Genomic DNA, 13,838 nt, shown 5'->3' with positions numbered 1-13,838 from the left:
ACCTATGAAACTGTATCGACTGCTGACCGAGGATGACACATCGGCCTTTTGCCACAAGGTGACGGCCGCGCTGAACAAGGGGTGGGCGCTTGAGGGCTCTCCGGCCTATGCGTTCGATGCGGCGCGGGGTGTGATGCGCTGTGCGCAGGCCGTGGTGAAGGAAGTGCCCGGCATCTACACGCCGGACACCAAGCTGGGCGACCACTAGGCCCGCCGCTGCGCCGGTTTCCGGCGCCGGCCATGGTCAGACGGGCATCGGCGCCGCCACCGCACGGGCGGCGCCAGACCGAACATTGAGATTTCACAGCAAAGGGCAGCGCAATGAAGACCAATCCGGGGCGGTTCTTCGAGGACTATACCGTCGGCGAGACCATCGTTCATGCCGTGCCGCGCACCGTGTCGGGCGGCGAGCGCGCGCTGTATCATGCGATCTATCCGTCGCGCCATGCGCTCTATTCCTCGGATGAATTTGCGCGGGGCTGTGGTTTGCCGCAAAGCCCGATGGAGGATCTTGCGGCCTTTCATGTGGTCTTTGGCAAGACGGTGCCCGATATCAGCCTGAACGCGGTTGCCAATCTGGGATATGCCGAGGGGCGCTGGCTGCGGCCGGTCTACCCTGGCGATACGCTGCGCTCTGAAAGCACTGTCATCGGGCTGAAGGAAAATTCGAACGGCAAATCGGGCAATGTCTATGTCCGCACGCGCGGATTGAACCAAGATGGCGATGTTGTGCTGGACTACGTGCGCTGGGTGATGGTGCGCAAGAACCGGCTGGACGCGCCAGCGCCCGAGGCCGTGCTGCCCGAGCTTCGCAAGGTGGTGCCGGCCAGCGATCTTGTGGTCCCAGAAGGGCTGGATTTCAGCGGCTATGATTTCGCATTGGCGGGCGAGCGGCACCGCTGGGGCGATTACGAGATCGGCGAGCAGATCGACCATGTCGATGGCGTGACCATCGAGGAAGCCGAACACATGATCGCCACCCGGCTGTGGCAGAACACGGCCAAGGTGCATTTCGATGCCACGTTCCGCGAAGACGGCCGTCGGCTGATCTATGGGGGCCATGTGATCTCTATGGCGCGGGCGCTGTCCTTCAACGGCTTGGCAAATGCGCAGATGATGGTCGCGCTGAACGCCGGGGCCCATGCCAACCCCTGTTTTTCCGGCGATACGGTCCGCGCGTGGTCCGAGGTGCTGGACAAGGCCGAGACAGCGGCGCCGGGTGTGGGCGCGCTGCGGTTGCGGTTGGTCGCGGTCAAACAAGGCGCCGCGCCTTTTGCGCTAAAGGGCGAGGACGGGAAATACCGCCCCGAGGTGTTGCTGGATCTGGATTACTGGGCGCTGATTCCCCGCTGATCTGATCAAGCCATTCTGTAACTGCCTTCAATATGGGCGAAAATTCGCCGCGCTGCGCTGCGGCATTGCGTCTTTGCGATTGCAGCGTGGCGCGGTTGCATCACCTGCCGCGTCCTGCGTGACCGCCCGTATCGGCCGCTGGTGGCGGCGCAAGTGCCATGGTTCCGTTACCTTAGTGACATGCATCCGAGGAACATCATGCGCTTGATCATCGCCTCTTCCGTTCTTGCCCTGGCCGTTGCCGCGCCGGGCCTTGCTGCCGCCCAGGAGTTGAAATTCTCGGGCGGGGCGACCATTGCCTCCAAATATGTCGCGGACGGGATCGAACAGACCAAGGGCATCGCCGTCCAGCCCTGGATCGAAGGCGAGATCAACGGGTTCTACTTCGGCGCCTGGATGTCGAACGTCGACAAGGCGCTGCTGGGCGGCGACTCGGTCGAGACTGATCTGTATTTCGGATATCGTGGCGAGGCGGGCATCCTCAGCTATGACATCGGCTATACCCGCTACTATTACAACAAAAGCGGCAACTGCTGCGGCGATCTCATCCTGTCGATGGGCGTGGCGGCGACCGACAAGCTGGGCCTGGGCCTCAAGATCAAGCACAATCCCAGCACCTCGACCAACCCGGCCAAGCAAAGCAACCTGTCGGTCTCGGCAGACTACGCCTTTACCGACCAGTTCTCGATGGGGGCCACCTATGGCAAGGTCACCAAGGGCGGCATGACATACTGGTCGGTCGGTGGCAGTTACGCGATCAACGACGCCTTCGGCATCGGCCTGACCTGGTACGACACCGATGTCAGCAAGGGCGTGGCCGTTCTGTCGCTGGACTACGCCTTCTCGTTCAACTGACCGGCTTTGTCCGATCACAGGGGCCGCGGCACCGAGTCGCGGCCCTTTTGCGTGGTCGTGCCGTGCCCCGGCATGTGATCACTGGCAAAAAAAGCGTGATCACAAATCCCTGTTTTTGGCATGTTAGCGCCTGTCGGGCAGCACTTGCAGCAGCTTGCCCCGTGACAGTCGCGTGAAAAGCGGTAAAGAAGGGGCGAAAGTCAGCGCCCGTCGCGGGCGCCAGCGAAAAGGGAACCAAGCGATGGCCGAGCCAAAACGGGTGGAACGCCCCCTTTCCCCCTTCATGATCGGGCCGTACTACCGGCCACAGATGACCTCGATCTCGTCGATCATGATCCGCATCACCGGATTGGCGCTGATCGTCGGTATCGCGCTGATCGCGGCCTGGATCCTGTCGGCGGCCATTTCGGAACCTGCGTTCGACTGTGTGAACTGGCTGGTCACGTCCTGGTTGGGCTGGCTGGTCTGGATCGGCTCTGCCTGGGCGATATGGTACCATCTGCTGGGGGGCGTGCGCCATTTCATCTTTGACGCAGGCAAGGCGATGGACATTCCGACCGCCGAAAAGCTGGGCTGGGCCATGTTCATCGGCGCCACGGTCCTGACCGTGATTACCATCATCGTCGCAGTGGTGTGAAGGAGCCTATGATGCGTTATCTGACCCCCCGCAAGCGCGCCGAAGGCCTGGGCGCCGCCCGCCACGGGACCGGGCATCACATCGCCATGACCGTCTCGGGCTGGGCGCTGCTGTTCATCGTGCCGGTGTTCGTCTTCGTGCTGGCCCGCACCCTGGGACAGGGATACGAGGCGGTCCGCGATACCTTTGCCAACCCCTTTGTGGCGATCCTGACCGGGCTGTTCCTGTTCGTCGGAATGCGCCATTTCGCCAAGGGCGCGCAGATGGCGATCGAGGATTATGCCCATGGCTTTACCCGTGAAGCCCTTGTCATGCTCGCCAATGCGGTTGCCTATCTGGTGATCGCCGTGGGCTTTTATGCCCTGATCAAGCTTGCGCTCTGAAAGGCCCGACAGATGACTGCTGCATATCCGTATGAAGTCCACGAATACGACGTGGTGGTGGTAGGGGCCGGTGGCGCGGGCCTGCGTGCGACGCTGGGCATGGCCGAACAGGGCCTGCGCACCGCCTGCATCACCAAGGTGTTCCCCACCCGCAGCCACACCGTGGCCGCACAGGGCGGCATCGCCGCCAGCCTGTCCAACATGGGCCCGGACAACTGGCAATGGCACATGTACGACACCGTCAAGGGGTCGGACTGGCTGGGCGACACCGACGCGATGGAATATCTCGCGCGCGAGGCGCCCAAGGCCGTGTACGAGCTGGAGCACTACGGCGTGCCGTTCAGCCGCACCGAAGAAGGCAAGATCTATCAGCGCCCCTTTGGGGGCCATACCACCGAATTCGGCGAAGGCCCGCCTGTCCAGCGCACCTGCGCCGCGGCCGACCGCACGGGCCATGCCATCCTGCACACGCTCTATGGCCGGTCGCTCAAGGAAAAGGCCGAGTTCTACATTGAGTATTTCGCGCTGGATCTGATCATCACCGATGGCGTCTGCACCGGGGTTCTGGCGTGGAAACTTGACGACGGCACGATGCATGTCTTCAACGCCAAGATGACCGTTCTGGCAACCGGGGGCTATGGCCGGGCCTATTTCAGCGCGACCAGCGCGCATACCTGCACCGGCGACGGTGGCGGGATGGTGGCGCGGGCCGGTCTGCCGTTGCAGGACATGGAATTCGTGCAGTTCCACCCCACCGGCATCTATGGGTCGGGCTGCCTGATCACCGAAGGCGCGCGGGGCGAAGGCGGGTATCTGACCAACGCCAATGGCGAGCGGTTCATGGAACGCTATGCCCCCCACTACAAGGATCTGGCGCCGCGCGACTATGTCAGCCGCTGCATGACGCTGGAAATCCGCGAAGGGCGCGGCGTGGGCAAGGATGGCGACCATATCCACCTGCACCTGAACCACCTTCCGCCGGCCACCCTGGCCGAACGGCTGCCGGGCATTTCGGAATCGGCCAAGATCTTTGCGGGCGTCAACGTCAACAAGGAGCCGATCCCGGTTCTGCCGACCGTGCATTACAACATGGGCGGCATTCCGACCAACTACTGGGGCGAGGTGCTCAACCCCACCGCCGACAACCCGGATGCCGTGTTCCCCGGCCTGATGGCTGTGGGCGAGGCGGGCTGCGCCTCGGTGCATGGGGCGAACCGTCTGGGCTCGAACTCGCTGATCGACCTTGTGGTCTTTGGCCGGGCGGCGGCGATCCGCGCCGGGTCCGTGGTGGACCGCGACAGTGCCATCCCTGCGACCAACAAGGCCGAGGTGGACAAGGCGCTGGCCCGGTTCGATGCGGCCCGCCACGCCAATGGCGCAATCCCGACCGCCGACCTGCGGCTGGAGATGCAGCGCACCATGCAGCGCGATGCGGCAGTGTTCCGCACGGAAAAGACGCTGGCCGATGGCGAGCGCGCGATGACAGAGATTGCCGGCAAGATGGCCGATCTCAAGGTCACGGACCGCAGCCTGGTCTGGAACAGCGACCTGATGGAAACGCTGGAACTGGCGAACCTGATGCCGAATGCGCTGGCCACGATCTATGGCGCCCATGCCCGGACGGAGAGCCGTGGCGCCCATGCGCATGAGGATCATCCGCATCGCGATGACGCGACCTGGCGCAAGCACTCGCTGGCCTGGGTCGATGGCGACAAGGTGTCGTTGGAGTACCGGCCCGTCCATACCGATCCGCTGACGACCGAGGCCGAAGGCGGCATCAGCCTGAAGAAGATCGCCCCGGCAGAGCGGAAGTTCTGACCATGCTGTGGGGCGTGCCTGATCGTCATGTCGTCCCGCGCGCCGCCCGGCGCGTGGTGGGGCCGAGGATCGGGTTTGCCTGTCTGGCACTGATGGCGGCCTGCTCGCCGCAGTCCGCGGCGGATGCCGTGCTGCGCCAGGCCGCAGGCAGTGTGGTGCAGCCGATTGTCGAGGGCTGGATGCAACCCGCGCAGGCCGAAGGTGTCACCCGCTGCCTGCTGGATGCGGCACAGCCCGATGAGTTGCGCGCGCTGGCGCAGGATGTCGGCACCATGGGTGGGACGCGGCCGCGTGCCGGTGTGCTGACCCTTGGCAGCCGCCCGGCGGCACGGGCCTGTATCGGGGCCGCCGGGCTGCCACAGATTCCGGGGGCCTTGTGATGCGCGTGACGGCAACCGCGATGGCGATCTGCCTTGGTCTTGCCTCCTGTGGGCCGATGACCCTGCAAGATGCCGAGCGCGACTGTTACCGCGATGCGCGGCTGGCGCAGGGGCCGATGGGCGAGGTGCGCATCGGCGCCGCGACCGGGCCGGGCGGCACCCGCCCGGTGGGTGGCCTGCAACTGGACCTGTCGAGCGATTATCTGACAGGACGCGACCCCGAACAGGTCTGGCGGTCTTGTGTGCAGCGCCGGTCGGGCCAGTTGCCGACGCGGTCCTTCGGATCGGTCCCGCCCGACATCCTGCCGCGCGAACCGGGGAGGTTCTTTTGACCCGGCCCGCGCCCGAACCCCGCCCGGATCATGTGACCGGGCCACCCGATGGGGCGCGCGGAGGCGCCTGATCCTCCGCCGCCGGTGTGCCCGGCGAGTCTCGTGAACCCCGGTGGCGTGTCAGAGGTGGCCGCTTCCATGTAAGACCCAGACAGGACGAAAAGGGAAACCCATGGTCCAGTTCAGCCTTCCCAAGAACTCGAAGATCCGCACCGGCAAGACCTGGCCCAAACCTGCGGGGGCCAAGACCATCCGCAAGTTCCAGATCTATCGCTGGAGCCCCGATGACGGCGAGAATCCGCGGGTCGATACCTATTTCGTCGATATGGACGATTGCGGCCCGATGGTTCTGGACGCGCTCCTCTACATCAAGAACAAGGTCGATCCGACGCTGACCTTCCGCCGGTCGTGCCGCGAGGGGATCTGTGGATCGTGTTCGATGAACATCGACGGGATCAACACGCTGGCCTGCATCTATGGCCTGGACGAGATCAAGGGCGATGTGCGCATCTATCCGCTGCCGCACCTGCCGGTGGTCAAGGATCTGGTGCCTGATCTGACGCATTTCTATGCCCAGCACGCCAGCATCATGCCCTGGCTGGAAACCAGATCGAACACCCCCGCCAAGGAATGGCGCCAGTCCATCACCGACCGCAAGAAGCTGGACGGGCTGTATGAATGCGTGATGTGCGCCTGCTGCTCGACCTCGTGCCCGAGCTATTGGTGGAACAGCGACAAATACCTTGGACCCGCCGCATTGCTGCATTCCTATCGCTGGCTGATCGACAGCCGTGACGAGGCGACGGGCGAGCGTCTGGACGGGTTGGAGGATCCGTTCAAGCTGTATCGTTGTCACACCATCATGAACTGCGCCAAGACCTGCCCCAAGGGGCTGAACCCGGCCAAGGCGATTTCCGAGATCAAGCAGATGATGGTCGAGCGCGTCGCCTGAGCCGCTGCGCCGCCGTCGACCGGGTCGCGGGGGTTTTCCACCCCCGCACCCCCGGAGGGTATTTCCGGCAAGATGAAAGCAACAGGCCGTTTCCGTCCCGGAGGCGGCCTTTGTGATTGCTGCGACGCAGCGTAAACTTTGCGCGTGCGGCATGTCGAGGTTGCGGAATTGGCGGTGGTCGACGGCAGGGCGGGTGCCTAGATGGAGCCTGCGGGAGGACAACCGCGAAGGAAGACTGACATGAGCATTCCGATGATCCGCGCTGCTGTGCAGGCGCCGAAGCCTGACACTGACGCGATAGAGGCCGCCGCCGCGTCGCTGGCCTATTGGACCGCGCCCGTCGCGGCCAATATTCCGGCCCGCCCGCAGCGCGATCTGAGTCCCCTGGAGCAGATGTACGCCTATTTCGATTGAGTGGCGCAAGGGGCGCCTGGTGCAGGACGATGGGGCTTGTGCCGCGTCGCGGGACCGGGCAGGGAGCAGTATGGCGTTCGTGCTGATCCTTTTGCTGCCGGTGATCGGGCTGGTGTTCTGGTGGTACGGTCGGGGTGCCACGGTGACGCGGGCCTGCCGCTGGCGCCTGGACCGCGATGCCGGTCCGGGCCATTGGCAGTGTGTTGTCTGTCGGGCGACATGTGACCTGCCCCCGGGCCAGGCGCCGCGCCACTGCCTGCGCCAGGCTGCGACGGATGAACACGGCTGAAAGGCTTGTCCCAGCGCGGCGTCCTGCGTAAACGGGACAGACGCGCAGCTGATGGACGACCGATGCCCCGCAATTCCGAACCTTCGACCGACCGTGCCGCTTCGAAACGGGTTGGCGCCCTGCGCGGCCTTGCGCCGTTTCTGAAGCCCTATCGCGGTCAGGCGCTGCTGGCCGGTGGTGCGCTGATCCTGACGGCCATGGTGACGCTGGCGCTGCCGCTGGCGGTGCGCCGCGTGGTCGATGGATTTGGCGAGGGGGCAGAGCTGCTGGACAGCTATTTCGCGGCGGCCCTGGGGCTGGCCACGCTGTTGGCGGTCGGGACGGGGCTGCGGTTCTATGTTGTCACCCGGCTGGGCGAGCGGGTGGTCGCGGATTTGCGCCGGGCGTTGTTCGACCGTTTGCTGGGCCTGTCGCCGTCGTTCTACGAGCGGATGATGACCGGCGAGGTGATCAGCCGCCTGACGACCGACACCACGCTGATCCTGTCGGTGATCGGCTCTTCGGTTTCGGTGGCCTTGCGCAATGTGCTGACCCTGGTGGGGGGGCTGGTGTTGCTGGGGGTCACGTCGCTCAAGCTGATGGGGCTGGTGCTGTTGATCGTGCCGCTGGTGGTGGTGCCGATCATCGTGTTGGGGCGTCGTCTGCGCGCACTGAGCCGCGAGACCCAGGACTGGATCGCGCAATCCTCTGGCAATGCCTCGGAGACGCTGCTGGCGGTGCAGACCGTTCAGGCATTCACCCATGAAGCGGCGAGCCAGGAGAGTTTTGCCCGGATGACCGAGGCCAGCTTTGCCGCGACCCTGCGCAGGATCGGCACGCGGGCCGTGATGACGGTGATCGTGATCTTTCTGGTCTTTGCCGGAATTGTCGGCGTGTTGTGGATTGGTGCCAACGATGTGCGCGCCGGAACCATGAGTGCGGGCGAACTGGTGCAATTCGTGATCTATGCCGTGCTGGTGGCGGGATCGGTGGGGGCGCTGTCGGAGATCTGGGGCGAATTGCAGCGGGCTGCGGGGGCGACAGAGCGCCTGGTCGAGTTGCTGGATACCCGCGACAGCGTGGCCGACCCGGTACGCCCGCAGCCGGTGCCGCAGCCGGTCCGGGGCGAGATCCGGTTCGAGGATGTCGGATTCCGCTATCCGACCCGGCCCGATACCTCGGCGCTGCATGGCGTATCGCTGTTTGTGCGGCCGGGCGAGACGGTGGCGTTGGTCGGGCCTTCGGGGGCCGGAAAGACCACCATGCTGCAACTGCTGCTGCGCTTTTACGATCCTCAGCAGGGGCGGGTGGTGCTGGATGGGGTGGATTTGCGCGATATGGCGCGGTCGGAATTCCGCAAGGCGCTGGCACTGGTGCCGCAGGATCCGGTCATCTTTGCCACCTCTGCGCGCGAAAATATCCGCTTTGGCCGCCCCGAGGCCAGCGATGCCGAGGTTGAGGCCGCCGCACGGGCCGCGGCCGCGCATGAATTCATCGCCGCCTTGCCGCAGGGCTATGATACCCAGGTGGGCGAGCGTGGCATGATGCTGTCGGGTGGGCAAAAACAACGGATTGCGATTGCACGCGCCATGTTGCGCGATGCCCCGGTCCTGTTGCTGGACGAGGCGACCAGTGCGCTGGACGCGGAATCCGAGCGGTTGGTGCAGGAGGCTTTTGCACGGCTGTCACAGGGCCGGACGACGCTGGTGGTGGCCCATCGGCTGGCGACGGTCAAGCAGGCGGACCGGATCGTCGTGTTCGATCAGGGCGGCATTGCCGCCGTGGGCACGCATGACGAACTGGTGGCCCAGGACGGGCTGTATGCCCGGCTGGCGCGGCTGCAATTCGCCACCCCTGCCGAGGCGGTCTGAGGTCCGGCCAAGGATATTCCCCGGCGCGCGCAGTTGATTTCCCGGCCCCCAGCGGCGACAACCTGTCAGGGCCGGGCGTTCCGGCTGCCATGCAGGAGAGTGAGATGGGTCTGTGGTCCTTTGTGAAAGATGCCGGAAAATCGCTGTTCGGTTCCAAGGCCGAGGCGGCGACTGCGCCGGATGAAGCCGCGCTGATGCAGGAGGTCGAGGCGTTGGGCCTTGATGCAAGCGGCGTGGATATCAAGGTCGAGGGCGACAAGGTGGTGGTCAAGGGCGCCGCCGTATCCCCCGAGGTGAAGGAAAAGATCATCCTTGCGGTCGGCAACGTCGAAGGTGTCGCAACTGTCGAGGCAGATCACGACGGCGACGCGGCCCCGGTCTTTCATACGGTGGTCAAGGGCGACACGCTGTCGGCGATCGCCAAGAAGACCCTTGGGAATGCAAACCGCTACCCCGAGATCTTCGAGGCCAACAAGCCGATGCTGACGCATCCCGACAAGATCTATCCCGGCCAGGTGTTGCGTATCCCCAAAGCCTGAGCCGAGAGGGTCCGGGCGCGCCAAGCGCCCGGCCTTCGCGCAGCGTCATGCTTGCAAGCGTCGGGGAAAGCCACCATTTTCCTCTAAGGAGACCGCTCAGGGGGGAGAACTGAAGATGGCTCGTTTCGCAACGATTGCCGACCGCGATTCCGTGGAACAGGAAATGCCCTGGGCCGATCGCAAGATTGCCGTGACGTTGCATGGCTTTCTGTCCGATGTCGCACGGCGGCATCCGAACAGCCCTGCGATCACCTTTCAACTGATGTCGGGTGCCAGCGATCCGGCGCAGACCCTGACCTGGTCAGAGCTTTTGGGCCGTGTGACGCAGGCCGCCAACCTGTTCCGCAGCCTTGGTGTCGGCGAGCAGGACGTGGTGGCCTATGTCTTGCCGAACAGCCTTGAAACGGCGGTTGTTCTGCTGGGCGGTGCCACGGCGGGAATCGTGAACCCGATCAATCCGCTGCTTGAGCCAGAGCAGATTTCCGCCATTCTGCGCGAGACCAAGGCCAAGGTCGTGGTCACGCTGAAGGCCTTTCCGAAAACCGATGTCGCGCAGAAGGTGGCCGAGGCGGTCAAACATGCGCCCGGCGTGAAAACCGTTCTGGAGGTGGACCTCAACCGCTATCTGACCCCGCCGAAAAGCTGGATCGTCCCGTTGGTGCGGCCAAAGAACCCGGTCGGGCATACGGCTGTGGTCAAGTCCTTTGCCAGCGAAAGCCGCCGCCAGCCGTCGGATCGCCTGACCTTTGCCGACAGCGCGGCAGACAGGGTGGCCGCCTATTTCCATACGGGCGGCACCACAGGAATGCCCAAGGTCGCGCAGCACAAGTATTCGGGCATGATCTACAACGGCTGGCTGGGGTCGGAGATGCTGTTCACGCACAAGGATGTGCTGATCTGCCCGCTGCCGCTGTTCCATGTCTTTGCCGCCTATCCGATCCTGATGTCGGCCATCGCCTCGGGCGCGCATGTGGTCTTTCCGACGCCCGCCGGCTACCGCGGCGACGGGGTGTTCGACAATTTCTGGAAACTGATCGAACGCTGGCAGGTCACTTTCATGATCACGGTGCCCACGGCGATCTCGGCGCTGATGCAGCGGCCGGTCAATGCCGATGTGTCCAGCCTGCGGATGGCGATTTCCGGGTCTGCGGCCCTGCCAGTCGAACTCTACAACCGTTTCAAGGCGGCCACGGGGGTCGAGATTGCCGAAGGCTATGGCCTGACCGAGGCGACCTGCCTTGTCTCGTGCAACCCGGTCGAGGGGCTCAAGAAGATCGGGTCGGTCGGCATTCCGTTTCCCTATACCCATGTTCGCATCCTGCAAAAGACCAACGGCACGTTCCGTGAATGCGAGGTCGATGAGGTGGGCGAGATTTGTGTCGGCAATCCGGGGGTCTTCGAAGGCTCGACCTATACCGAGGCCGACAAGAACCATGACCTGTTCGCCGAAGAGCGGTTCCTGCGCACCGGCGATCTGGGGCGGCTTGATGCCGATGGCTATCTTTGGATCACCGGGCGGGCCAAGGATCTGATCATCCGGGGGGGCCACAACATCGACCCGGCCGTGATCGAGGAGGCGCTGCTCAAGCACGAGTCGGTGGCCTTTGCCGGTGCCATCGGGCAGCCCGATGCGCGGGCGGGGGAGCTGCCTTGCGTGTATGTCGAACTGGTGGCGGGCAAGCAGGCCACCACGGCCGAGTTGCTGCAATTTGCGGCCGATCATATCACCGAACGCGCGGCGGTTCCCAAACATCTGGAAATCCTGCCGGAACTGCCCAAGACGGCGGTGGGCAAGATCTTCAAGCCCGACCTGCGCCGGCTGGCCATCGCGCGCGTCTATACCGATGCACTGTCCAAGGCGGGTGTTGCGGCCGAGGTTGCCGCCGTTACAGAAGACAAGAAGCGTGGTCTGGTTGCCCGCCTGCGCCGCACCGGCCCGGTGGACGATGCCAAGGTGGCGCAGGTTCTGGGTGAATTCACCACACCGTGGGAATGGCAGGCGGGGGCCTGAGGCCCCCATCCGCCCTGGCTGTGCGCGTCAGCGGAACCGTCCGGCGATTGGCGCGACCGGGGCGCGTGCCAACCCTGGGCGAAGGGCCACCGCCGGTCCGGGTTTGCTGGCGGGGCCCGGCCCTTGTTCGTCTTGTCCGCTGCGGCGGAAATCGCTGGGTGTCTTGCCGGTGTGATGCTGGAAGGCCCGCGTGAAATAGGCGGCCGAGGTGAACCCAAGCGCCTGTGCGACCTCTTGCACCGGGAGCCGGGTTTCGGCCAGCATCCGGCGCGCCTCGAACAGTACCCGGTCCGACAGGATCGCCTTGGCCGAGCGGCCTGTCGTGGTGCGGCAGACCCGGCTGAGATGGGTGGGTGTCACCCCCAGGGCCGCGGCATAGTCCGCCACCCCGTTGCCCGAGCGGAAATCGCGTTCCAGCAACTGGGTGTAGCGCGCGGCCAGCTTGCGGGCGGATTCCGGGTGCGGCAGATCCTCGGGAGGATGCGAGGCGATCTGGCGTTCCAGCCAGACCGACAGCAACCCCAGATAATGCTGCGCCGCCCGGTCATGGGCGGGTTTGTCGCCGGCCTGTTCACGCCCGATCGAGTCAAGGATCAGGTTCAGCTCGACCTGCGCCGAGTTTTCCCGGATCCGCAGGTGCTGCACCTTTTGCGGCAATGTCAGCGCGGTATCGCGGCCAAAGAAGACGGCGGTGCCAAACACATGCTGCCCGACCTCGAATCCGTGCATCGTGCCGGCGGGAATGAAGATCGCGTTGTTGGGCCCATAGCCGCGGGTCATGCCTGCGATGGTGATACGGCCCTGGCCACGGGTGAACCACAAGAGTTGCGGCTCTGACAGGGATCGCATCGCCTCTACACGCCAGCGGCCACCTGCGGCCAGCCGGGGAATCGCCACAAGGCGAACGTTGGATGTCGTCATGCTCGGGTCGGGCATTGGGTTGTCCGTTCTGGTTTTGCCCGAACTTACGCCCGGAACCCGTTGAGACCCAAGCGAATTCTACCGTTTTGCGTCGAGATTTCCCTGATCGGGCCGCAGCATCGGGGGCAAGTCGATGGCGGGCCAGTGGCCCAGACGGTTGCGCATCCAGGTGCGCTGACGCTTGGCATACTGACGTGTAGCGGTGCAGGCCGCGTCAACCGCAACATCAAGTGTCAGCCTGCCATCGAGATGCGCCATCAACTCTGGCGCACCGATGGCACGGGCCCATGGGCGGTTTGCCGCCCATATGGGGCGCACCGCCTGAACCTCGTGCAATGCGCCATCCTGAATCATCTGTCCGAACCGTCGAGTGATTCGGGCGTCGAGCCAGTCGGACCCAGGGCGCAGCACCAGCGCATGAGCCGATTCGAGCGGCAAGACCGGCGGTCCGGTTTCGTCCTGCCAGGCGGCCAATCCCCGCCCTGTCGCCTGCAAGACCTCCCATGCGCGCTGGATGCGGACGGGATTGCGCCGGTCGATCCGGGCCGCCGTCGCGCCATCGAGTTCGGCCAGAAGGGCGTCATGGCCCCGCTCCGCCATCTGACGGTCGGCAAGGGCGCGGATCTCTGGCGGGGTCGGGGGGATCTCGGCCAGACCTGCTGTCAGCGCAGTGAAATAAAGCCCGGTTCCCCCGACAATGACCGGGCGCGGATCCGCCTTCAGCAGCTCTGCCACCTCGCGCAGCCAATGGCCGACCGAATAGTCCTGATCGGGGGAAACATGGCCGTACAGCCGATGGGGCGCCTGCGCCTCTTCTGCGGGCGAGGGGCGTGCGGTCAGCACCCGCCAGCAGGAATAGACCTGCAACGCATCGGCGTTCACCACCTGCCGGCCCTGGGCACGCGCCAGCGCCAGCGCCAGCCCTGATTTGCCGCTGGCCGTCGGCCCGGCGATCAGGACGGGGCGGTCGGGCGGCACCTTGGTCAGCCAGTTTGCAATCGGGTCGGGTTCTTCGTTGATCATGGCGGCGTTTTCCGACATTTTGCGCGCCAGTCAACCGTGCGGGATTCTGATACCCCGGCGGTCCACCGGATCACGACAGAT

16 protein-coding genes are annotated in these 13,838 nt (G+C 64.8%); 14 read left to right on the top strand and 2 right to left on the bottom strand.

Annotation, left to right across the window (positions count from 1 at the left end):
• The first annotated feature begins 4 nt into the window (after positions 1–4).
• The 14 genes from BW970_RS11190 to BW970_RS11130 all read left to right on the top strand — a co-directional run bounded on the left by BW970_RS11190 (position 5) and on the right by BW970_RS11130 (position 11,813).
• Positions 5–208, top strand: coding sequence for a DUF1737 domain-containing protein (locus tag BW970_RS11190; RefSeq protein WP_076531311.1), 204 nt, complete (start codon positions 5–7; stop codon positions 206–208).
• Between the two features lie 113 nt (positions 209–321).
• Positions 322–1,353 carry a MaoC family dehydratase gene (locus BW970_RS11185; RefSeq protein WP_076531309.1) on the top strand — a complete coding sequence of 344 codons (1,032 nt, stop codon included), beginning with the start codon at positions 322–324 and terminating at the stop codon, positions 1,351–1,353.
• A 198-nt stretch (positions 1,354–1,551) separates the two neighbouring features.
• Positions 1,552–2,208, top strand: coding sequence for a TorF family putative porin (locus tag BW970_RS11180; protein ID WP_076531308.1), 657 nt, complete (start codon positions 1,552–1,554; stop codon positions 2,206–2,208).
• Positions 2,209–2,449: 241 nt separating this feature from the next.
• The gene (gene sdhC / locus BW970_RS11175; protein WP_076531306.1) at positions 2,450–2,845 is read left to right on the top strand and encodes a succinate dehydrogenase, cytochrome b556 subunit; all 396 of its coding nucleotides are present in this window, start codon (positions 2,450–2,452) and stop codon (positions 2,843–2,845) included.
• Between the two features lie 11 nt (positions 2,846–2,856).
• Positions 2,857–3,228 carry a succinate dehydrogenase, hydrophobic membrane anchor protein gene (gene sdhD / locus BW970_RS11170; protein WP_076531305.1) on the top strand — a complete coding sequence of 124 codons (372 nt, stop codon included), beginning with the start codon at positions 2,857–2,859 and terminating at the stop codon, positions 3,226–3,228.
• Positions 3,229–3,240: 12 nt separating this feature from the next.
• On the top strand, positions 3,241–5,046 hold the full coding sequence (gene sdhA, locus BW970_RS11165; protein ID WP_076531303.1) for a succinate dehydrogenase flavoprotein subunit: 1,806 nt from the start codon (positions 3,241–3,243) through the stop codon (positions 5,044–5,046).
• A gap of 2 nt (positions 5,047–5,048) precedes the next feature.
• Positions 5,049–5,426 carry a hypothetical protein gene (locus BW970_RS11160; protein ID WP_083701230.1) on the top strand — a complete coding sequence of 126 codons (378 nt, stop codon included), beginning with the start codon at positions 5,049–5,051 and terminating at the stop codon, positions 5,424–5,426.
• Positions 5,426–5,758: a hypothetical protein gene (locus tag BW970_RS11155; protein ID WP_076531301.1), complete on the top strand. Its 333-nt coding sequence runs from the start codon at positions 5,426–5,428 to the stop codon at positions 5,756–5,758. The genes BW970_RS11160 and BW970_RS11155 overlap by 1 nt, the downstream gene beginning before the upstream one ends.
• A 172-nt stretch (positions 5,759–5,930) precedes the next feature.
• Positions 5,931–6,710, top strand: coding sequence for a succinate dehydrogenase iron-sulfur subunit (locus BW970_RS11150; protein ID WP_076531299.1), 780 nt, complete (start codon positions 5,931–5,933; stop codon positions 6,708–6,710).
• Between the two features lie 240 nt (positions 6,711–6,950).
• Positions 6,951–7,124, top strand: coding sequence for a hypothetical protein (locus BW970_RS20745; protein ID WP_159441436.1), 174 nt, complete (start codon positions 6,951–6,953; stop codon positions 7,122–7,124).
• A 70-nt stretch (positions 7,125–7,194) separates the two neighbouring features.
• Complete coding sequence (locus BW970_RS11145; RefSeq protein ID WP_076531298.1) at positions 7,195–7,413, top strand: hypothetical protein; 219 nt, start codon at positions 7,195–7,197, stop codon at positions 7,411–7,413.
• A 62-nt stretch (positions 7,414–7,475) separates the two neighbouring features.
• Positions 7,476–9,263, top strand: a complete 1,788-nt coding sequence (locus tag BW970_RS11140) for an ABC transporter transmembrane domain-containing protein (RefSeq protein ID WP_076531296.1) — start codon at positions 7,476–7,478, stop codon at positions 9,261–9,263.
• A gap of 104 nt (positions 9,264–9,367) precedes the next feature.
• Entirely contained in the window at positions 9,368–9,802 is a 435-nt protein-coding gene (lysM, locus tag BW970_RS11135) for a peptidoglycan-binding protein LysM (protein ID WP_076531294.1), read from the top strand.
• Between the two features lie 115 nt (positions 9,803–9,917).
• Positions 9,918–11,813 carry an acyl-CoA synthetase gene (locus tag BW970_RS11130; protein WP_076531293.1) on the top strand — a complete coding sequence of 632 codons (1,896 nt, stop codon included), beginning with the start codon at positions 9,918–9,920 and terminating at the stop codon, positions 11,811–11,813.
• A 27-nt stretch (positions 11,814–11,840) separates the two neighbouring features.
• On the opposite strand, the gene BW970_RS11125 is transcribed toward BW970_RS11130, so the two are convergent.
• Both BW970_RS11125 and miaA read right to left on the bottom strand, forming a co-directional pair.
• Entirely contained in the window at positions 11,841–12,749 is a 909-nt protein-coding gene (locus BW970_RS11125; RefSeq protein WP_076531291.1) for a helix-turn-helix domain-containing protein, read from the bottom strand.
• Positions 12,750–12,812: 63 nt separating this feature from the next.
• On the bottom strand, positions 12,813–13,757 hold the full coding sequence (gene miaA / locus BW970_RS11120) for a tRNA (adenosine(37)-N6)-dimethylallyltransferase MiaA (RefSeq protein ID WP_229740498.1): 945 nt from the start codon (positions 13,755–13,757) through the stop codon (positions 12,813–12,815).
• Positions 13,758–13,838 lie beyond the last annotated feature (81 nt).

It is taken from the genome of Gemmobacter megaterium (assembly GCF_900156815.1).
GTDB classification, from domain to species: domain Bacteria; phylum Pseudomonadota; class Alphaproteobacteria; order Rhodobacterales; family Rhodobacteraceae; genus Wagnerdoeblera; species Wagnerdoeblera megaterium.
The sequence above is the reverse complement of the archived record's forward strand: the minus strand, read 5'-3'. Positions and strand labels throughout refer to the sequence as shown.